The organism is Chryseobacterium sp. C39-AII1, assembly GCF_039672645.1.
Lineage (GTDB): Bacteria > Bacteroidota > Bacteroidia > Flavobacteriales > Weeksellaceae > Chryseobacterium.
The window spans coordinates 60,852-80,152 of record NZ_JBDFPQ010000005.1 but is presented as its reverse complement, the minus strand read 5'-3'; the positions used below and the strand labels follow the sequence as shown (position 1 = coordinate 80,152).

General features: G+C 35.7%; 15 protein-coding genes and 1 pseudogene. 6 read left to right on the top strand and 10 right to left on the bottom strand.

From position 1 onward, the window contains the following. Window positions 1-7 precede the first annotated feature (7 nt). Genes ABEG63_RS10060 through ABEG63_RS10045 form a run of 4 tightly spaced genes read right to left on the bottom strand, consistent with a single transcriptional unit; the run spans window position 8 to window position 2,238 of the window. Window positions 8-463, bottom strand: coding sequence for a tRNA (cytidine(34)-2'-O)-methyltransferase (locus ABEG63_RS10060; RefSeq protein ID WP_312389056.1), 456 nt, complete (start codon window positions 461-463; stop codon window positions 8-10). A 50-nt stretch (window positions 464-513) separates the two neighbouring features. After that, on the bottom strand, window positions 514-1,335 hold the full coding sequence (locus ABEG63_RS10055) for a tetratricopeptide repeat protein (RefSeq protein WP_346584458.1): 822 nt from the start codon (window positions 1,333-1,335) through the stop codon (window positions 514-516). Further along, a complete protein-coding gene (locus ABEG63_RS10050) occupies window positions 1,332-1,898 on the bottom strand; it encodes a phosphatase PAP2 family protein (protein ID WP_346584457.1) in 567 nt (188 codons plus the stop codon). The genes ABEG63_RS10055 and ABEG63_RS10050 overlap by 4 nt, the downstream gene beginning before the upstream one ends. Before the next feature lies 1 nt (window position 1,899). After that, window positions 1,900-2,238, bottom strand: a complete 339-nt coding sequence (locus ABEG63_RS10045; RefSeq protein ID WP_267405364.1) for a twin-arginine translocase TatA/TatE family subunit — start codon at window positions 2,236-2,238, stop codon at window positions 1,900-1,902. A 410-nt stretch (window positions 2,239-2,648) separates the two neighbouring features. Between ABEG63_RS10045 and ABEG63_RS10040 the strand changes: the two genes are divergently transcribed. Next, window positions 2,649-3,602, top strand: coding sequence for a hypothetical protein (locus tag ABEG63_RS10040; protein ID WP_346584455.1), 954 nt, complete (start codon window positions 2,649-2,651; stop codon window positions 3,600-3,602). 218 nt (window positions 3,603-3,820) lie between these two features. Here the strand turns inward: ABEG63_RS10040 and ABEG63_RS10035 are convergent. Both ABEG63_RS10035 and secD read right to left on the bottom strand, forming a co-directional pair. Continuing rightward, window positions 3,821-5,056, bottom strand: a pseudogene (locus ABEG63_RS10035) (TCR/Tet family MFS transporter); the annotation flags it as partial. A gap of 412 nt (window positions 5,057-5,468) precedes the next feature. Next, entirely contained in the window at window positions 5,469-8,378 is a 2,910-nt protein-coding gene (secD, locus tag ABEG63_RS10030; RefSeq protein ID WP_346584453.1) for a protein translocase subunit SecD, read from the bottom strand. Between the two features lie 216 nt (window positions 8,379-8,594). Here secD and ABEG63_RS10025 point away from each other — a divergent pair, with 216 nt between their 5' ends. Beyond that, window positions 8,595-9,962 (top strand): PQQ-dependent sugar dehydrogenase, encoded by a 1,368-nt coding sequence (locus ABEG63_RS10025; protein WP_346584451.1) that lies wholly within the window; start codon window positions 8,595-8,597, stop codon window positions 9,960-9,962. 597 nt (window positions 9,963-10,559) lie between these two features. Here ABEG63_RS10025 and hemN read toward each other — a convergent pair. The 4 genes from hemN to ABEG63_RS10005 all read right to left on the bottom strand — a co-directional run bounded on the left by hemN (window position 10,560) and on the right by ABEG63_RS10005 (window position 15,695). Then, a complete protein-coding gene (gene hemN, locus ABEG63_RS10020; protein WP_346584450.1) occupies window positions 10,560-11,918 on the bottom strand; it encodes an oxygen-independent coproporphyrinogen III oxidase in 1,359 nt (452 codons plus the stop codon). Window positions 11,919-12,026: 108 nt separating this feature from the next. After that, the gene (locus ABEG63_RS10015; RefSeq protein WP_346584448.1) at window positions 12,027-12,923 is read right to left on the bottom strand and encodes a sialate O-acetylesterase; all 897 of its coding nucleotides are present in this window, start codon (window positions 12,921-12,923) and stop codon (window positions 12,027-12,029) included. 205 nt (window positions 12,924-13,128) lie between these two features. Continuing rightward, window positions 13,129-14,136 carry a glycosyl hydrolase gene (locus ABEG63_RS10010; protein ID WP_346584446.1) on the bottom strand — a complete coding sequence of 336 codons (1,008 nt, stop codon included), beginning with the start codon at window positions 14,134-14,136 and terminating at the stop codon, window positions 13,129-13,131. 41 nt (window positions 14,137-14,177) lie between these two features. Next, window positions 14,178-15,695: an amino acid permease gene (locus ABEG63_RS10005; protein WP_346584445.1), complete on the bottom strand. Its 1,518-nt coding sequence runs from the start codon at window positions 15,693-15,695 to the stop codon at window positions 14,178-14,180. Between the two features lie 165 nt (window positions 15,696-15,860). Between ABEG63_RS10005 and pnuC the strand changes: the two genes are divergently transcribed. From pnuC to mltG, 4 genes are all read left to right on the top strand, one after another. Next, a complete protein-coding gene (gene pnuC, locus ABEG63_RS10000) occupies window positions 15,861-16,532 on the top strand; it encodes a nicotinamide riboside transporter PnuC (protein ID WP_346584444.1) in 672 nt (223 codons plus the stop codon). 4 nt (window positions 16,533-16,536) lie between these two features. Continuing rightward, a complete protein-coding gene (locus tag ABEG63_RS09995; RefSeq protein WP_346584442.1) occupies window positions 16,537-17,208 on the top strand; it encodes a hypothetical protein in 672 nt (223 codons plus the stop codon). A gap of 106 nt (window positions 17,209-17,314) precedes the next feature. Then, window positions 17,315-18,082: a diaminopimelate epimerase gene (dapF, locus tag ABEG63_RS09990; RefSeq protein WP_346584440.1), complete on the top strand. Its 768-nt coding sequence runs from the start codon at window positions 17,315-17,317 to the stop codon at window positions 18,080-18,082. Between the two features lie 28 nt (window positions 18,083-18,110). After that, window positions 18,111-19,136 (top strand): endolytic transglycosylase MltG, encoded by a 1,026-nt coding sequence (mltG, locus tag ABEG63_RS09985; protein WP_346584438.1) that lies wholly within the window; start codon window positions 18,111-18,113, stop codon window positions 19,134-19,136. The last annotated feature ends 165 nt before the right edge of the window (window positions 19,137-19,301 follow it).

Here is a 19,301-nt window from a genome sequence, read left to right as displayed (position 1 = left end):
AGTTAGTTTATTTCTTTAAACCAATCTGTCTTTTCGCTTCTCCCACCACAAAAGCCACGGAATTCGCAATATTAAAACTTCGGATTAATTTTGACATCGGAATGGTTAAATGATTTTCGAATCGTGCTAAAACCTCATTGCTTAATCCTACGCTTTCTTTGCCGAACACCAGCCAATCGCCGTCCTGAAATTCTGTTTCCAGATAAGATTTTTCGGCATGAGAACTCATTAAGAAAACACGGGAAAGATCAGGAATTTGCTGAATCCATTCATCAACATTGGCATATTCGGTTACGTTCAAATGTACCCAATAATCCAGTCCGGAACGTTTTAAATTTTTATCATTAATCACAAATCCAAAAGGATGAACGAGATGCAATTTGCTTTCTGTGCCAACACATAATCTTCCGATATTTCCGGTATTATTAGGGATTTCGGGCTCTACAAGAACGATATTTAACATGATATTTTTAATAGCTTCCCCTTAAAGAGAAACCGTTGAAATGATTAATTTTATTTAACTGTTGAAGTGGGGCATTTTGTATAATATTCCGCTAAAACCACTTTTTCATATCCCAAAGAAACAGCTTTATCAAGATTTACACAAGCTTCTTTAGGTTTAGCTGTATCAAACAAAATCAAAGCTTTTGTCACATACGATTGCGGAAATTTTGCATCAATAGAAATGGCTTTATTAATATCAGCCAACGCTTCTTTAGATTTTTTCATTTTCAGATAAACATCTGCTCTTCCGTTGTATAAAAGAGATTCAGGCTTTTCAGAAATCAATTGATTATAATCTTTCAAAGCACCTTCCAAATCTCCGTTATTCTTTTTTAAAGTCGCTAAACCTGTTTTTGCAAAAATATTATCCGGTGCAAAACTTAGAATCTGATTTAAATCTTTTATCGCCAGCTCCTTTTTACCTTGCCCGTCATAAATTTTAGACCGAGTAAGATATAAGTCTACATTTTCAGGATCTACCTGAAGTCCTTTTTCGACATATTCAAGTGCTTTTACTTTATTTCCTTTTTGGCTGTGTAATGAAGCCAAATTAGCATAAACCGGAGCCGATAAAGGATTGGCAATTAAAGCAGATTCATAAGATTTCAATGCCAAAGCAGATTTTCCCAATCTTCGCTGCGAAGTTCCAAGATAATTCAAATATTCAGATTGAAATTTCTGAATTTGCTCTTTCTCGGCTAATTTAGAATATTGCTCTTCAGCACATTTATAATCTGCCTTTTTGAAGCATTCTTCAGCCTTTGCTTTATCCTGAGCGTAAAAATTTAATGAGAAAAGCCCGAAAGCTAAGAGTAGTAAATGTTTTTTCATGGGTTTATATTTTGTTTGTTGATGACTTTTTTTGCGAGTGCACCAAATATCACCCCCAATAAAGTTCCAACAAACGCCCCCACCAAAATATCTACCGGGAAATGCACTCCTAAATATATACGGCTGTATGACACAATTGCCGCCCACGCAAATATAGTATAAGGAAACCATCTAAGCTTCTTTCTCAGCAAAATTGTTAGATAAGTCGCCAATAAAAAAGTATTAGAAGCATGTGCAGAATAAAAACCATACTGCCCGCCGCATTTTACGATTCTCATGTGGTGTTCTAAGGTAGGATCGTGACAAGGTCTTAACCTCGCAACGCCAAATTTGAAAACACTTGCCAACTGATCAGAAACAGTAACAGCAATCCCAACGAAAATTAATATGAAAACTAATGATCTTAGTTTATAATTTTTAAATAAAAAATAACAGAAAATAATGTAAAGCGGAACCCAGATCCACGTACTGGAAATCATCATCCAAAACTGGTCAAACGAATTATCTCCCAAATTATTGAGAAACAAAAAGACCTTTTTATCTTCCTGAATAATTTCCTCCATCTTATCTGCTTACAGGCCCTTCATACGAATCGTCGTCTGCAGGTTTTGGTTTTGGAGGTTCGTTAGAAGCCTGTTGCGGTTCTGTAAGAATATCTTTTTGGATATCTTTCATCGGGTTGAAATCTTTCGCCGCATCTTTTACCTTCTCGATTTCGCGCTTTATTTCAGAGACAGGATTATCTGTTTCTTTCATAATTTCCGTTTTAATATCTTCTACGGCACCACGCATTTTTCTTACACCTGCGCCTAAGTCACGTGCAATTTGTGGAAGTTTATCCGGGCCGAATAATACAACGATTGCCACAGCAATCAGTGCCATTTCTCCAATACTTAATTCCATGCTGTAAAATTACGAAACATTATACACATACAATACGATTGTTTTATATTTTAAACAAATTTTAAGATATGTGAAGGGAGACGTCAGTTTATGGTTAGTGGTTGATAGTTGTTGGTTTATGGATTTTAGTTATTCGTAATTTTAATCATTAGTGATATGCTGTTTTAATTTTTGAAGCTATTTCCTGCTTTCACTCATACTCCTCACCCCAAACTTTCCATCGCTCGCCACTCCTAAATCCCTCCCACTCCCAAACTCTCCAACCCAGTTGCGGGGTAACCGTTCAATCTGGGCTAGGCGGCGGTTTGTTATTCATTATTTGTCAATATTACAAAATATTAATTCACAATATTTAGATTTATAAAACAATTTTATTATCTTTAAGACACCAACACTTAAAAAATTTAACTATGAAAAAATGGCTAACCTCAGGTAAGGTTTTTGCTTTTGCAATGGCATTACTGCTTACCAGCTGTCAAAACGAAGACAGCGAAATTCAAAATCAGGAAAATACAGCTCAAAAAGTCTCCATTACTGATTTGAAAAAAGAAACAACAGCTTCCAATTCGGCTTTACCGGAAATTGTTCAAACTCAGATCAACGATTCCAAAGCTAATCTCGAAAAGTATTTGAAAAATGATCTTCAAATCACAGGAATTTCCGCTTTAGGAAAAATTTCAACACAAAAAGGATTAGAAATTTCACAGGAGCTTATTTCAGAAAAAAGCACTTTTATTGCTTCCGGAAATATTTTAGAACCTGAAAAATTAAAAATTGGAACCATTGGAACCATTGGAACTTTAAGTTCAGGAGACGAACTGACAACCACTCAAACTGAACTTAAAAATTTAGTAGGAAAAGAAATCACTCTAAATTCTGATGTTCTTGAAATTTCATGGAATTACAAAGGAAATACTTTCACCACACTTTGTTTCTACAACGAATCCGGAATTATCTGGGACAATGTTTTAGGCGGATTGGTGATGATCGATACAAGAGGAAACGAAGAAAAATCAAATAGCAGTCAGGCAAAAGTTTCATCGACTTGGTATAAACAATGGTGGACGGCAAATTGGCTTTGGGGCTCTAAACGTGGGGAAATCGGATATAAAATTACGATTTATTACACCGGCTCATCGGTATCTAATGTTGATGTAAGCGATTGGGGAAGCATCAGCCTCGGAAAAGCAAAAAGTGAAAGCAAAGTAACGAAAAAAACTGGCGCCTACGGGCAATGCAGATATGCTTTGGGACTTTGTACTCCAACAGGTTCATTAAGCTTTAATTCAAGCAATTTTTCGGTATCCTTCTCAGGATTGGGAAGCAACATCGTAAGCAACGGAACGAAATCACTTTATCCATAATAACTCTTTCTTTCAATGCAATGCAAACGGCGAATCAAAATTTGATTCGCCGTTTTTTATTATTTTATTTGAAATTGAATTCCATTTATAGATTTTTTACTTTTAGCGCAAAGCATACAAAGATTTTCTAAATACTAACTGTTTTTAAGTTACACAAAGTCGTTTCACTTATAAAAGCTCACAAAAAACCTTCAAAATCATTTCAAATGATATACAATCTATTTAATCTTCTTTTTCTGAAAAGCCATATAGGTAATCACCACACTTACCGCCATTAAGATAAACGCTAGGAAAAATGGTGCTCCTGAAAATTTGAACGGTGCATCATCATGCGTGAAAAAGTAAAATAAATTCGTCATCATCGGAGGTCCGATAATTGAAGTGGCACTCATTAAACTCGTTAATGCTCCTTGTAATTCTCCTTGCTCGTTGGAAGGAACACTTTTCGTGATCACCGATTGAAGTGCAGGACCACAAATTCCGCCTAAACAATAAGGGATAAGGAAGGCAAACATCATCCAGCCCTGAGTTGCAAATGCGAATAATAACATCCCGATGGCATATAAAGTTAATCCGTAATAAATACTTTTTTGTTCCCCGAATTTTGGCGTCGTCCAACGAATTAATCCACCTTGAACCAAACCTACTAATAAACCGACAACTCCCAGAGAAATCCCTACCATTCTTTCATCCCATTTGAATTCATACATCGTGAAGAAACTCCAGTTGCTTTGAACAGCGTGCCCCGCGATGTAGATTAATATTAATGAAACAATTAAACCTGAAATTTCAGGGTGTTTTCCTAAAAATTTAAATGATCCAATGGGGTTTGCTCTTTTCCAGTTGAATTCTCTTCTTTTATCTTTATCTAAACTTTCAGGAAGGATGAAATACCCGTAAAGGAAATTTAACAAACATAAAACTGCCGCCGCATAAAAAGGAACTCGTGCTCCATAATGTCCTAAAACTCCACCCAAAACAGGCCCGATTATGAAACCTAAACCGAAGGCAGCGCCAATCAATCCGAAGTTCTTTGCGCGGTCTTCATCTGTGGAAATATCGGCAATGTAAGCACTGGCTGTGGTGACACTTGCTCCTGTAATTCCAGCAATGACTCTTCCAAGAAACAGCCACAGAATGGTTGGTGCCAAAGCGAGTAAAATATAATCGATTGCGAAACCGAACAATGAGATCAGAATAATTGGTCTTCGTCCGTATTTATCACTCAGATTTCCGACAACCGGAGAGAAGATAAACTGTGTGAATGCATAGGCAAAACCCAGCCAGCCGCCATATTTTGCAGCTTCACTTATGTCCGCATGAATCAGTTCCTCGATCAATTTCGGAACCACCGGAATGATGATTCCCCATCCCGTAATGTCAATCAATAACGTAATAAAAATGAAGCTCATCGCAGCTTTCTTCTTCGAATTTTCCATAATGCTGCAAAAATAATCAAATTGTGAAAAATAATGATTCTAAATTGGTTTTTGTTTTTGGTTGGTCGTTTTTAGTTGATGGTTGATGGTTTTTTAATTATGGTTTTTATTTTGGGGAATCTTCATTCTGAGCGCGAAGTAGTCGAAGGATTTTTATTTGGATTGAAAGTATTGATTTTTCAATAAATTTTTTAAATGATTGACGACTTCCCTAGCCCTGATTGCAGCATTTGTTTGAGCTCATTTCTTTTAAGGATTCGGCTCGGCGGCGAAGCCGCCGAGCCGAATCCTTAAAAGAAATAGCGAGTGCGGAAAGCAGGAAAAAGCTTCTAAAAAATATTTCATTAATAGTAAACAATTATAAACTTTTGAGCACGAAAAAAGCCTTTCAAATTGAAAGGCTTTTTCTTATTTATTGTAGTATAAATTATTTTGAAGCAAGTACTTCTTTGTTGGAAGTCGTTTTACCGTGAACTTCGTCTTCTTTTCCGGTCTTCAGGAAGTCATAGGCAATTGCCGATGCAATGAAGATGGATGAATATGTACCGAAACCGATACCTACTAATAGAGCAAACATAAATCCTCTTAGGTTATCTCCACCGAAAATGAAGATCGCCAAGATTACTAAAATAGTAGTAAATGAAGTGTTGAATGTTCTACCTAATGTACTTGAAATAGAGTCATCGAATAAACCAGCTAGTGTTAATGATTTTTTCTCTCTCAAATATTCTCTAATTCTGTCGAAGATAATTACCGTATCGTTTATTGAATATCCTAATACCGTAAGGATTGCAGCGATAAAATCCTGGTTGATCTCCATGTTGAATGGCATGTACTTGTGAAGCAATGAATACGCTCCCAAAATGATCACCGCATCGTGGAACAATGCCGCAACCGCACCAAGAGAGAACTGCCATTTTCTAAATCTTACTAAAATATAGATGAATATACCTGCCAAAGCAGCAACTACAGCTAAAGTACCGTGTAATTTGATATCATCAGCAACGGTAGGACCTACTTTTTCAGAAGAGATAATTCCTGCGTGATCTTTGTCTGCAGATTTGAAATCCTGAATTGTGATCCCAGCTGGCAGCTGAGTTTTTAATCCTTCAAATAATTTTTGCTCAACAGTTTGATCCGCTTTTAATGATTCGTCATCAATAAGGTAATCTGTGGAGATTTTCAATTGTCTGTCGTTTCCGAAAGTTTTAGCTTCAACAGAAGAGTTTTTACCGTCTTCAGTCTGGAACATTTTAATCAAATTAGCTTCAACATCTTCAGCGTTTACATCTTTATCAAATCTTACCACATAGTTTCTACCACCGGTAAAATCGATACCGTATTTGAAACCGTGAGTGAAGATTGAACCGATACAAACTAACGTAAGAACCGCAGAAATAATGTATGCATATTTTCTTTTTCCAATGAAATCGATCCAAGTATTTCTGAATAAGTTTTTCGTTGGAGCCGTCCAAACAGAAAGTCCTTTTCCTTTTTCTAGTCTGTGGAAGATCATTACTCTCGAAAGAAGGATTGACGTGAATAGAGTCATTACCGCTCCGATCAATAACGTCAATGCGAAACCTTTGATAGGTCCTGTTCCGAAGAAGAATAATACAACCGCCGTTAAGATCATTGTTAAGTGACCATCGATGATCGCGTTCAATGCATGTTTGAAACCATCTTTGTATGCTTCAAGAATGCTTTTACCCGCAAATAATTCTTCTTTTGTTCTTTCGTAAATGATAACGTTCGTATCCACCGCCATGGCCATAGAAAGTACGATACCTGCGATACCCGGAAGCGTAAGAGTAAAGTCTCCAGAATCCATGATACCGAAAATATAGAATAAGTTTATGATCATTGCAATTACAGCGTATACTCCCGCACCACCGTAATAGAAAATGATATAAACAATAATGATTAAGAATGCAATCCCGAATGAAAGTACACCCGCATCAATAGATTCCTGCCCTAATGACGGACCTACCTGAGTAGCCTGAACAACTTTTGCACCTGCAGGTAATTTACCCGCTCCTAAAACGTCTACCAATTCTTTAGCTTCCTCCTGAGAGAAGTTACCAGAGATCTGAGTTCTACCGTTAGGAATAGCACCTACAACGTTCGGCGCTGTGTATACTCTGTTATCAAGTGTTACAGCAACTGGTTTTCCCACGTTTTTCTCCGTTAAAGTTTTCCAGTCTTTGGCACCTTTAGAATCCATCTGCATGTCTACCACCACTCTGCTCAACTCGTCATAGCTGATGTTTGCAGTTTCTACAGCACCATCCACAGGAGCCTTCTGGTTGATGTTACCTCTGATAGCATACAATACTAAGCTTTCGCTGTCTGTAGCCTCAGGCTTGTAACCCCACATAAACTGAGTATATTTAATGTTTGCAGGACGCAAAGACTGAGCAATTTTGCTGTTCAAGATTTTGTTAACAGCAGCTGTATCAGATAATTTTACGTTTGCAACACCATTAGTTCTTAATTTGTCTAGGTTAAGAAGATTCATGAAGTTTGTATTCTTCGCAACTCCCATAGAATCACCTTTTGCAGAAACCATTGTAGTTAATGACTGGAAATAAGGAGCGATTTCAGGAACCTGCTGTACTTCCCAGAACTGAAGTTTTGCAGAAGTCTGAAGCATTTTCTTCACCTTATCGATATCTTTCATACCAGGCATTTCTACAGAAATTCTAGCCGTACCAGGTACTCTCTGAACATTTGGCTGCACAGCACCCATTTTATCGATTCTCGTTCTGATAACCTCGAAAGCTGTACCTACAGAAAGATCAATTCTTCTTTTTACGATGCTTTTTACCTGCTCGTCTGAAGTATTGTATTTAATTTCTGAAAGATTCGTATTTCCGAAAAGCTCAGGATCAGCAAGTTTCAGGTTGGTACCTTTCGCTTTGTTGATCGCATCGAATTGATCAAAGAAATTATCGATGTAAGATTTTGTAGAATTTTTCTGAACTTCATCGGTCTTTTTCAAAGCTTCGATCAAGATAGGGTTGGTAGAATAATTGGTTAAATCATTCACCAAGTCTCTCTGGTTGATCTCCAAAAGAACGTTGATTCCCCCTTTCAAGTCCAAACCAAGTTTCATTTCCTTGTCTTTGGCTTTAGAGTAATAAAGTTTAGTAAATCCTAAATTCAAAGTATCCTTAGAAAGCTTTAAAATTTCTTTCTGGTACTTCTCCGGATTGTCTCCTGCAATAGCAGTCGCCTGCTTTTCAATTTTGCTGGCGTACCATGTTGGTAATAGCTCATTTAAGCAAATTAACCCTAGTACAATAGCAACAATTGTAATAAGTCCTTTTCCTTGCATTTTGTTATAACTACGTTAAATTAAGTCGGCAAATATAATCATTTTATTGAATTTTATGAATTATTAACAACAGAAATCGTTTATTTTCAGATATATCGGCGATCTCATTTACATTAAACATTTATTAATGATTGTTATGAATTTTAATTAATAATTCAATAGCGATTGGTATAAAATTTTCATTTATAAATTCAACACACTAAATATCAAAATATTATGAAAAAACTACTTTTTTGCGTAAGTATTTTTTCTTCTTTTATCGTTAATGCACAAAGTATTAATTTGGAAGAATTTGCTACCGGGCTTACCGCACCCGTTGAAATCACAAACGCCAACGACAGCCGATTGTTTGTCGTACAACAGAATGGAATGATCAAAATTATTCAGCCCAACGGAACGATAAATGCTACCAATTTTTTAAATATAAGCTCAAAAGTTCTTTATGGCGGCGAAAGAGGACTTTTAGGATTGGCGTTTCATCCGCAATACTCTACCAATGGGTATTTTTTTGTGTATTATAACAATACTGCAGGAAATATTATTGTGGCAAGATACACGGTAAGCGGAACCGATACTAATATTGCTGATCCCAATTCTGAAAAGATTTTATTGAATATTCCGAAACCCTTTGATAACCATAACGGAGGAAGCATTCATTTTGCTCCAGATGGCAATCTTTGGATTGTTACAGGTGATGGCGGAAGCGGCGGAGATCCGAATAACAATGCTCAAAACAAAAATTCTCTGCTCGGAAAAATGTTGAGAATTGATGTGAATACAGAAACAGCACCTTACAATATTCCGACAAGCAATCCTTTTGTAGGAACCGATGGCGCGGATGAAGTTTGGGCATACGGACTTCGAAATGCCTGGAAATGGTCGTTTGACCTAACAACAGGAAATGCTATGATTGCCGATGTTGGACAAGGGCAAATTGAAGAAATCAACAGAATGCCGCTTACCCAAGCAGGAATTAATTACGGATGGCGATGCTACGAAGGAAACAGCGATTATAATACATCGGGTTGCGCGACTCAATCTACAATGACTTTCCCTGTGGCAGTTTACGATCATTCCGGAGGAAAATGTTCCATTACGGGAGGTTATGTTTATAGAGGAATGCAAAATCCGGATTTAGTCGGGAAATATTTCTTTGCCGATTATTGTTCTACTCAAATAGGAATTATGAATACAGACAATTCTGTTGTCTGGACGCCTGCTTATTCCGGAAATAATTTTTCCACCTTTGGACAAGATTTCCAGAAAGAATTATATGTTGCCGCAGTGAATAACGGAAAAATTTACAAAATCACAACCAGTACGTTGGGAACTCAGGAAGTTAATAATTTGGATAACATCAGAATTTATCCGAATCCTGCATCTGAGGAAATTTTTATTGATGGAATTCCAAATAAAAAGATTACCGCAGAAATTTATACTACGGAAGGTAGAAAAGTTTGGGAAAATAACAAGGTAAAAGACGGACAGAGTTTAGATATTACAGATGTTCCTGCAGGAGTTTATTATATTAATTTAAAATCCGGGGAAATAAATTCTTATAGCCAGAAGTTGATTGTTAAGTAGCATTAAGTTTTACGCTTTGATACTTCTGTAAATTTAAAGTTAATTTATATTTTTTAACGCCAAGTTTAATGTAATCATCTTTAATTTTAAGTGAGCAAAGCAGGAATCAGCAAGTTGATTTTATGAAGCTCTAAGTTAAATGAATCTTAATACGATGATAAATAATTTATTTATTATCTAAAACTCGTTGTGCATTTTGATTTTGATTTGTTTTCGTCACTTCGAGTAGATTTTTGAAAAAAATCGTATCGAGAAGTTTGTAATTTTAAAGATGAATCTGTTCTCAATACATTTTTTCTCCACTTTGCTACGAAAAATACTCGAACTGACGCATCTAATACCAAACTTTTGCAAAATGCCCAACGGGTTACCTAACATAAAAAATTGGCTGATAAGCTAGCCCCGATCGCAGCATTTTTTTGAGCTCATTTATTTTAGTGATTCGGCTCGGCGGCGAAGCCGCCGAGCCGAATCACTAAAATAAATAGCGAGTGCGGAGAGCGGGAAATTGCTCCTAAAAAAATAGAACTTTTTAATCCGCCTAAATTCATTCATCTTAAAAATAAAAAAGCGATTCATTATTGAATCGCTTTTTATTTATATCGTCATGGAGAAAATCCTTGTTTCAGGTTTGTTTCTCATCATCCTTAAATCAAAAACCATGGCTACGTTTCTTGTAAACGCTCTTCCTTTTTCTGTAATTTTAATCTGATGACCGTTGATCTCCACCAATTCATCTTTTTCCATTTCCTGAAGCATTTCAAATGCATTTTCAAGCTCTGGGAAAGAATTTTCTATCTCAAAAGTGGTTTCAAGCTGACACATTAAATTTAAAATATGTCTTCGCACCGTTAAATCTTCATGATTCAGAATATGACCTTTCACCACCGGAATTTCACCTTCTTCTACCATTTTCTGATATTCCTCTACCGTTTTTACATTCTGAGCAAAAGCATACCATGAATCTGAAATCGCAGACATCCCCAAACCAACCATCAGTTGAGTGTTGCTGGAAGTATAACCCATGAAATTTCTGTGCAGTTTTTTCTGAATTAAAGATTGATACAAATCATCATGTTCCAAAGAAAAATGATCCATTCCAACCTCAATATACCCCAGATCTTCCAATAGTTTTTTACCATCTTCATACAAACGGCGCTTTTCTTCACCACTCGGAAGATCATTTTCATCAAAACCTCTTTGTCCGACTCCTTTTACCCACGGAACGTGAGCGTAAGAATAAAATGCCAGACGATCCGGTTTCAATTCCATTGTTTTGCGAATGGTATATTCCATCGCTTCCCAAGTCTGATGCGGAAGTCCGAAAACAAGGTCGTGGCTGATTCCTCTGTAACCAATCTCTTTTGCCCATTCTGTCACTCTTTGCACATTTTCAAAAGGCTGAATTCTGTTGATTGCCTTCTGAACTTTTGGATCATAATCCTGTACACCAAAGCTCACTCTTCTGAAACCAAGATCGTACAAAGTCTGAAGATGCTCTTTTGTTGTATTGTTTGGGTGACCTTCAAAAGAAAATTCCGGATGTTCGGCAATCTCAACCGTTTCAAAAATACCTGTCAGCATTTTTTTAAGGTTTTCAGGAGAGAAAAACGTAGGGGTTCCACCTCCCAAATGCAGTTCTTTCAATTTTGGTTTTTCATCAAAAAGCTGAAGGTACAATTGCCATTCTTTCAAAACACTCTCCAGATAAGGTGTTTCTACGCTATGCTGTTTTGTAATACGCTTGTGGCAGGCGCAAAATGTACACAACGCTTCACAGAAAGGTAAGTGAATATAAATAGAAATTCCTTCTTCTGCATTACTTTCATTAAAAGACCTGATCACGCTTTCTTTCCATCTTTCAGGAGAAAAACTACTTTCGTCCCAATAAGGAACGGTAGGATAAGACGTGTAACGAGGTCCCGGAATATTATATTTATCGATTAAAGAATTCATTAAAATTTTAAATTTTCTGGGAAATCCTAAAGTGAATTTCACAATGCAAAATTAACTATAACTTACCAATTTTAAATCATGAAATATATTAGGCTTTATCTATCATGTTTATTTTATAATCAATCTAAATACCTCTTCCGCAAAATTTTTGCCCAAATCGATATATCCGGCGCTATCATAATGCCAGGGATCGTTTCCGTAATTGTATTTCTTTGTAGAACGGACGATTGCCGCCTTTTTATCATTTTTAACAAATTTTTCCTGTGCGTATTGCACCAACTCTCCCATCGGCCATACTTTTCCGGCTTCACTTTTCCCTGAATCTGAAATTTTTCCGATCACCACAGGCAAATCATCGGTAAGCAAAGTAGCCCTCATCTGATTCATCAACACTTTTACATGATTGTAATAACGATTTGCAATTTCTTCATTATAGCTTGCATCGCCTTCTCCCTGCATCCAAAGAATTCCGGACGGAATAATCTCATCTTTTTGGCCATTTCCATCAATATCTGTTTCAGCTAAGGCATTTTTTACGGTTTTTAAAAAGTTATCATATTGATTGATTCCATTCTTTCCATTAAAATCAGCATCCCAGCAACCAAAACTTGCGGCTGCCAAACTATCAATGGAAGTGCCTTCTCGGGCATATTTTATCAAGGCAATTTTATCATTGGGAAAAAGCTCTTTCATTCTTTTGGCAAAAGATAATTCTAACCCAAATCTATCGGAAAGCGTGTTTATTTTTCCATCCGATTTAAAACCCGTTCCGTTTCCAGGTTTTAAAACGTCCCATTTTCCGACTCCGCCATTCGTTTCTCCGTCAGGCACTGAGTTTCCCTGAAAAATATAAACATCTTTAAAAGTTTTTAAATCATTCGGAAGGTCTTTATTATAGCCGAAACCATTCATATTGGATTGTCCAGCCAAAATAAAAACCCGAACTTTTTGAGTATAAAATAAAGTAGGAAGTAATAAAAGGAAGAATATTTTTAAGTTTTTCATGGAGAAAATTTAGTGAAAATTAATTTAAGGAGAATCTTTATTTCTTGAATATTAAACGAACATTCCGTCAGACCGAGTAGTGCAGCGTATCGAGAACTTTATAGTGAAAGAATTTTTATTTAATCATAAGGTTCTCTATACATTTTTATTCGCTACGCTGCACTACTCGAACTGACGGAACGTGTATTTAAATTCAGACAAAAATTTAAAACTTCAATTTCAAAACAACAATTCTATCTTTTCCTGCAACAACAACTGTGTTTTCATCAACCCATTCGCATGTAAAAAGACTCTTTTCTTCGGATATTTTTGTCCAAGTCTTTCCGTAGTCGTTGGAAAATTCAATATTTTTCGATCCAACCGCAATTATATCCTTTCCTTTACTATTAGGTCTTATTTTTACGCAAGATTTATAACCTCCATTCTTACCGGAAGCCTGGATTTCCCAATTCTCACCTCCATTATTAGTGGTAGCAATATTGTTTTCGTTATCTTCAGGATTCATATAATTTCCGCCTACTGCAACACCAAAATTTTCATCTAAAAAATCAATTGAAAAAATCCCGGTAGAATAGCCGGTTTCCAATCCAGTATAAAACTGCTCAATAATATTGTCTTTTATATTTAATCTTAAGATTTTCCATGAGGTAGCAACCCAAATCCAATTGTCAAAAGCACTAATATTGGTATTGCTTCCCGCAAAAGCACCTTCTCCTTTTCTCAGTAAAAGTTTATCATATAATTCAGAATTAAAGTGCTTTTTGTTGTAATCGAATTTAATAAATTTAAGTTTAAGATTATTATCAGGATCACTATAGGTATAGAATTTTTGTTTATGAGAGATTAATGCATCATAAAAAGCAGTTTTTGCTGTATCTTTAAATATAACTTCGCATTTTAAGCTCTTTTTATCAATCTTAAAAAATTCTGCAGGACTCTCTACATTAATGGTGTAAAAGTTTTTTTTATCCTGAGCCAACGTTCGGAATTGAAGTTTTTTTTGTGAAAGTTCAATCTGTTTTTGATTACTAGGATTTTTTAAATCCACAAAACCAAATTTGGAATCTGTTCCGCTGTACCAAACCTTATTGTCATATAATTCAATAGCACGAATGCTTATTTTATCATTAAAAATAGTGGTAAAACTTTCTATTTTCTGGGAAAAGGCAAGCGTTCCCGTACAAGCCAATAAAACTAAAAGTAATTTTTTCATAGATAGCAAAAATAAAAAACCCGCCGAAGCGGGTTGATATATTAATCATTATTCTGATATTTTTCAGGATTGTTTAGCTTACTGTGTGATTTTCCATACATAAAATACACCAGTCCTCCAAGGAATAACCAGCACGCAGAAAGCTCTAATGCGTGAGCGCTTAGGTTAAAAATTAAATATACATTAATGATTACACCCAATGCCACTACGATTTTGTAAGCAGGCACTTTGAATGGTCTAGCAAGATCCGGCTGTCTTTTTCTCATTACCCAAACCGCGATACAAACCAATGTAAAGGCAAATAAAGTTCCGAAACTCGTCATATCCGCCAATGTAGAAATTGGTGTAAATGCTGCTATAAATGCCACCACAACTCCTAATAAAATAATTCCTTTGTAAGGTGTTCTTGTTGTTGGGTGAAGTTCTCCAAAGAATTTAGGAATCAAACCGTCTTTTGCCATTCCGATGAAAATTCTTGATTGCCCCATCATCATGACCATTACTACAGAAATCAAACCTACTGTTGCAGCAATCGTTACGATATTACTAGCCCAGTGTTTTCCTGCAATTTCAAAAGCATACGCCACAGGTGCTTTAATCGCATCTGGGAATTTACCTTCAGGATTAAAGTCTGTATAATGCATCATTCCTGTTAAAACAAGAGATACACAAATATATAAAGCTGTACAGATCAACAATGATGTGATGATCGCAAAAGGAACATCTTTCTTAGGATTAATCGCTTCGCCTGCCTGTGTAGAAACGGCATCAAAACCAATATAAGCAAAGAAAATTGCCGCAGCTCCTGAAATAATTCCTTTAATTCCATACGCAGAAACCATCTCTCCTTCGGAGTTTTTAATTAAAGTTTCATCAGGAATAAATGGCTTCCAGTTTTTTACACCTTCTGCCGCAGTGTACATTTCAGGACTTGAAAATATGATATAACCACCAGCAATCACAACAAATACAACTGCCGTAGTTTTTAGCAATACAATTAAATTATTAGCTCCTGCAGCTTCTTTAGTTCCTTTTACCAATAATGCAGTAATTAAAAGAACAAGAATGAAAGCTGGTAAATTCATTGAAAATCCGTCTCCTGTATAACTTGCCGGATCGGAAGTAAGATACGACGGGAGATGAACCCCGAAAATCTTGAGAAATTTGTTAAAATATCCCGACCAGCTCACGGAAACCGCCATACTGGCCATGGCATACTCTAAGATGAGACACCAACCCATTGCCCATGCAAAAATTTCTCCTACTGTTCCGTAAGCGTATGCGTAAGCAGAACCTTCTACCGGAATGATAGAAGCAAACTCCGCATAACATAACGCAGCAAAAACACAGGCAATACCTGCCACAATAAAAGAGATCGCCAATGCCGGCCCTGCGTGATAATAAGCTCCGGTACCTGTAAGTACAAAAATTCCTCCACCAATAATCGCTCCTACTCCAATTGCCGTTAAGCTCCATTTACCAAGGACTTTTTTCAGCTCGCTCTTTTTCATATCTGCCTCATAGGCACTTAGCGGCTTTTTAACCCAAATTTTAGACATGTTTTTTTATTTATTAAAGATTTACGAAAATATAAAAATTTTAGAAATCATATTGTTTATTGACAAACTTTCGTCATTTAATTTAAATACAAACGGTTAAAAAGCTGACTTACACATTATTTAAATCATTTTAAAATATGCGATTTTTTGCGTATTTTTGAACCCATGAATTTATACGATCTTTTCGTAAAACCCTACGAAGACTACAATTCTCTGGAGATTTTCCTAGAAGCATCTGCTGCTTTTTTCGGAATTCTGAGCGTATATTATTCAATTAAAAAAAATATCTGGGTTTACCCTACCGGGATCATTTCTACTCTACTTTATGTTTACATTCTTTTCAATTTTGGATTGTTTGGCGATTGTATGATTAATGTCTATTATACCATCATCAGCATCTATGGCTGGATCTTGTGGTCTAAAAATTCTGAGGATAATATTCATGTAGATGTAAAATGGGCAGAAAAAAAAGAATGGGTATATGGGATTTTACTTTTCATCATAAGTTTAATCTTAGTAACTGTAGTATATTATTTTAAACCATATATTGACAATCAATTTTCAATGAATGAGGTAAATCTTGGTCTTTATCATTTAGATCGGGCCAACTGGCTGGATGTGATCACCACTTCTACCTTTTTACTCGGCATGTGGCTAATGGCGAAAAGACGCATTGATAGTTGGATTTTCTGGATCATCGGAGATATTATCTGTATTCCGATGATGATTTATAAAGGTCTCGGGATCACTTCGGTTCAATATTTGGTATTTACTATAATGGCGATCTCAGGATACGCTAATTGGGAAAAAAGTTTTAAAGCAAAAAAAGTACAATAAAGTCATGAAAAATTTATTAAAAATAGCATTAAGTATATTCACTATCGCTAGTTTATCATCTTGTATCGCGTATTCTGACGGATATGCAAACACTGGCGGATATGGTGATCCTTATTATAACGACGGATATTATTATGCACCATCCGGATATTACGGAAACGGTGGATATTGGGGTAACGATGGATATTATTACAGAAACGACGTAAATTATTATTACGACAACGGTGTACCTTATTATTACTACAATTATAATAATTCAAGAAGAAAAGTATATGTAGAAAGAAGATCTACAGGGCAGGGACAGAATACGTACCAAGGAAGTTTCGGAAATTCAAATAACAATAATAACGGAAGAAATAATTCTGGAGGATTTAGAAATTCTAACTCTCAGGGAAATAACAACAGCGGCGGTTTCAGAAACTCAAATTCAAACTCGAATAATAGCGGATTTAGAAACCAACAGCAAAATAACAACCAGAGACAAAACAACAGCGGATTCAGAAATCAGCAGCAAAATACTCCGCAACCACAACAAAATAACAATAGTGGTTTCAGAAATACGAGTCCGCAGCCGCAGCAGAATAATTCTAACTCAGGAGGTTTTAGAAACAGTTCGCCAACAACACAGCAGAACAGCTCTTCTTCCTCATCAGGAACAGGTGGTTTCAGAAGATAATATAATCATTCTAAATAAGAAAACGAGCAGCTAACACTGTTCGTTTTTGTTTTTATTTAGTAATTTTGTAAGTTAATTTTTTAGTCAAATTAGAGAAAAAAAATATATGGAATTTTATAAATATCAAGGTACAGGAAACGATTTTGTAATGATAGATAATCGTTCCGGAGAATGGAATGACCTATCCATCGAAAATATTCAAAAACTTTGCGACCGACGTTTCGGAATTGGCGCAGACGGGCTTATTAAAATCAATCATGCAGAAGGTTATGATTTCGAGGTGGATTATTATAATTCTGACGGTTCTAAAAGTTTTTGCGGAAACGGTGCGCGTTGTTCAGTAGCTTTCGCTTTTTTCTTAGATATTTTTGAAGGTAAATGTAAATTTATCGCCATCGACGGAGAACATGATGCAGAAATACACAACGGAATCATTAAACTTAAAATGGGCGATGTAAATGCTATTTTAAATGATGGTGAAGATAAGGTGATGGATACAGGCTCGCCACACTACGTGAAATATGTTGAAGATATCGTAAACTACAACGTTTTTGCACACGGAAATGGCATCAGAAATTCTGAAAATTATAAAGAAAAAGGCATCAACGTGAATTTTGTTGAAAAAATTTCTGATGAAGAGATTTTCGTAAGAACCTATGAACGAGGCGTTGAAGACGAAACATACAGCTGCGGAACAGGAGTTACAGCTTCGGCTTTAACTTTTCTGCAAAATAACAATCTAATCTCTGTAAAAGTTAAAACGCTGGGCGGAAACTTAAAAGTGTATGCCGAAAAAAATGGAGAAAACTTCCAGAATATTTGGCTTGAAGGTCCGGCGAAGCAAGTTTTTAGAGGAAAGGTAGACCTTTTATAAAAATTTAGTAAACTTTTAATCAACATTTATGAAAAAAGCAATTCTCATCATCATTTTACTCGTTTTTGTAGTAGGAGGATTTTTTGGTTTGAGATTTTATAATAAATATTACGGCAACAACGTAGAAAATGACGGCTATGTTTTGATTCCGCATCAAGCGAATTTTAAACAAATTTTAGACTCTGTCGGAAAATATGTGAAAGATAAAGAATCTTTCGAAACGGTTGCTAAAATGAAAGATCTTGAACAGAATTTCAAACCGGGGCGTTATCATTTTCAAAAAGGATTGGGAAATACCAATTTGGTGAATATGATTAAAGCCGGAAACCAAAGCGAGAATAGCTTTAGAATTGGTGATTTTGGAGACATTTATCAGATGGTTGGTAAAGTCACTAAAAAAACAGAGCTGGATTCTTTAAAATTCGTGGATAATCTGAACAGTATTGCTGCCGAAAAAGGATATAAAAGTGCTGAAGATCTAAAAAAATATTTCTTCATCGATACCTATAACTTTTTCTGGACGGTAACGCCGAAAGAGTTTTTCAAGAAATTCGAAGATCAATATAATGATTTTTGGAATAGCGAAAGGAAAGCAAAAGAGCAACAATCGGGATTAACGAGAGATCAAATCTACGCGTTAGCTTCTATTGTTTACAAAGAATCTGGAGGGAAAAAAGATGAAATGAGAACCATTGCAGGATTGTATCTAAACCGTTACAGAAAAGGAATGAAACTTCAATCTGACCCGACGGTAATTTATGCCATCAATCAGCAAACCAACTTTAAAGAATCTATAAAAAGGGTTTTTTATAAACATTTGTCTACTCCATCGCCTTACAATACGTATGCAAACAAAGGAATTCCTCCGGGACCGATTTGTATCGTTGATAAAAACTCTGTAGATGCTGTGTTGAACGCGGAAAGCAATAATTACATCTTTATGTGTGCTGATCCTGCAAGATTCGGTTATCACAAATTTACGGCAAGTGCTGAGCAACATGCAATTAATGCAAAAGCGTATCAGGACTGGCTGAATTCAAAGAATATCAAATAGAAGAAAAATTTAACTTTAATTTAACAATATAACAATTAACATTTAGTCTTAAAAGACGACATATACATTACAAATACATAAACTATCGTAATATTTTGAAATTTAAACCTTTATTAAATTCACAATATTAGGAATAATACTTTCACGATTTTACACAAAAACAAA

Coding starts and splice junctions, on each gene's coding strand:
- pnuC (WP_346584444.1), top strand. CDS start 15,861: ATGAATTTATACGATCTTTTCGTAAAACCCTACGAAGACTACAATTCT.
- ABEG63_RS10005 (WP_346584445.1), bottom strand. CDS start 15,695: ATGTCTAAAATTTGGGTTAAAAAGCCGCTAAGTGCCTATGAGGCAGAT.
- mltG (WP_346584438.1), top strand. CDS start 18,111: ATGAAAAAAGCAATTCTCATCATCATTTTACTCGTTTTTGTAGTAGGA.
- secD (WP_346584453.1), bottom strand. CDS start 8,378: ATGCAAGGAAAAGGACTTATTACAATTGTTGCTATTGTACTAGGGTTA.
- ABEG63_RS10025 (WP_346584451.1), top strand. CDS start 8,595: ATGAAAAAACTACTTTTTTGCGTAAGTATTTTTTCTTCTTTTATCGTT.
- ABEG63_RS10060 (WP_312389056.1), bottom strand. CDS start 463: ATGTTAAATATCGTTCTTGTAGAGCCCGAAATCCCTAATAATACCGGA.
- ABEG63_RS10045 (WP_267405364.1), bottom strand. CDS start 2,238: ATGGAATTAAGTATTGGAGAAATGGCACTGATTGCTGTGGCAATCGTT.
- ABEG63_RS10015 (WP_346584448.1), bottom strand. CDS start 12,923: ATGAAAAACTTAAAAATATTCTTCCTTTTATTACTTCCTACTTTATTT.
- ABEG63_RS10040 (WP_346584455.1), top strand. CDS start 2,649: ATGAAAAAATGGCTAACCTCAGGTAAGGTTTTTGCTTTTGCAATGGCA.
- dapF (WP_346584440.1), top strand. CDS start 17,315: ATGGAATTTTATAAATATCAAGGTACAGGAAACGATTTTGTAATGATA.
- hemN (WP_346584450.1), bottom strand. CDS start 11,918: ATGAATTCTTTAATCGATAAATATAATATTCCGGGACCTCGTTACACG.
- ABEG63_RS10050 (WP_346584457.1), bottom strand. CDS start 1,898: ATGGAGGAAATTATTCAGGAAGATAAAAAGGTCTTTTTGTTTCTCAAT.
- ABEG63_RS10055 (WP_346584458.1), bottom strand. CDS start 1,335: ATGAAAAAACATTTACTACTCTTAGCTTTCGGGCTTTTCTCATTAAAT.
- ABEG63_RS10010 (WP_346584446.1), bottom strand. CDS start 14,136: ATGAAAAAATTACTTTTAGTTTTATTGGCTTGTACGGGAACGCTTGCC.
- ABEG63_RS09995 (WP_346584442.1), top strand. CDS start 16,537: ATGAAAAATTTATTAAAAATAGCATTAAGTATATTCACTATCGCTAGT.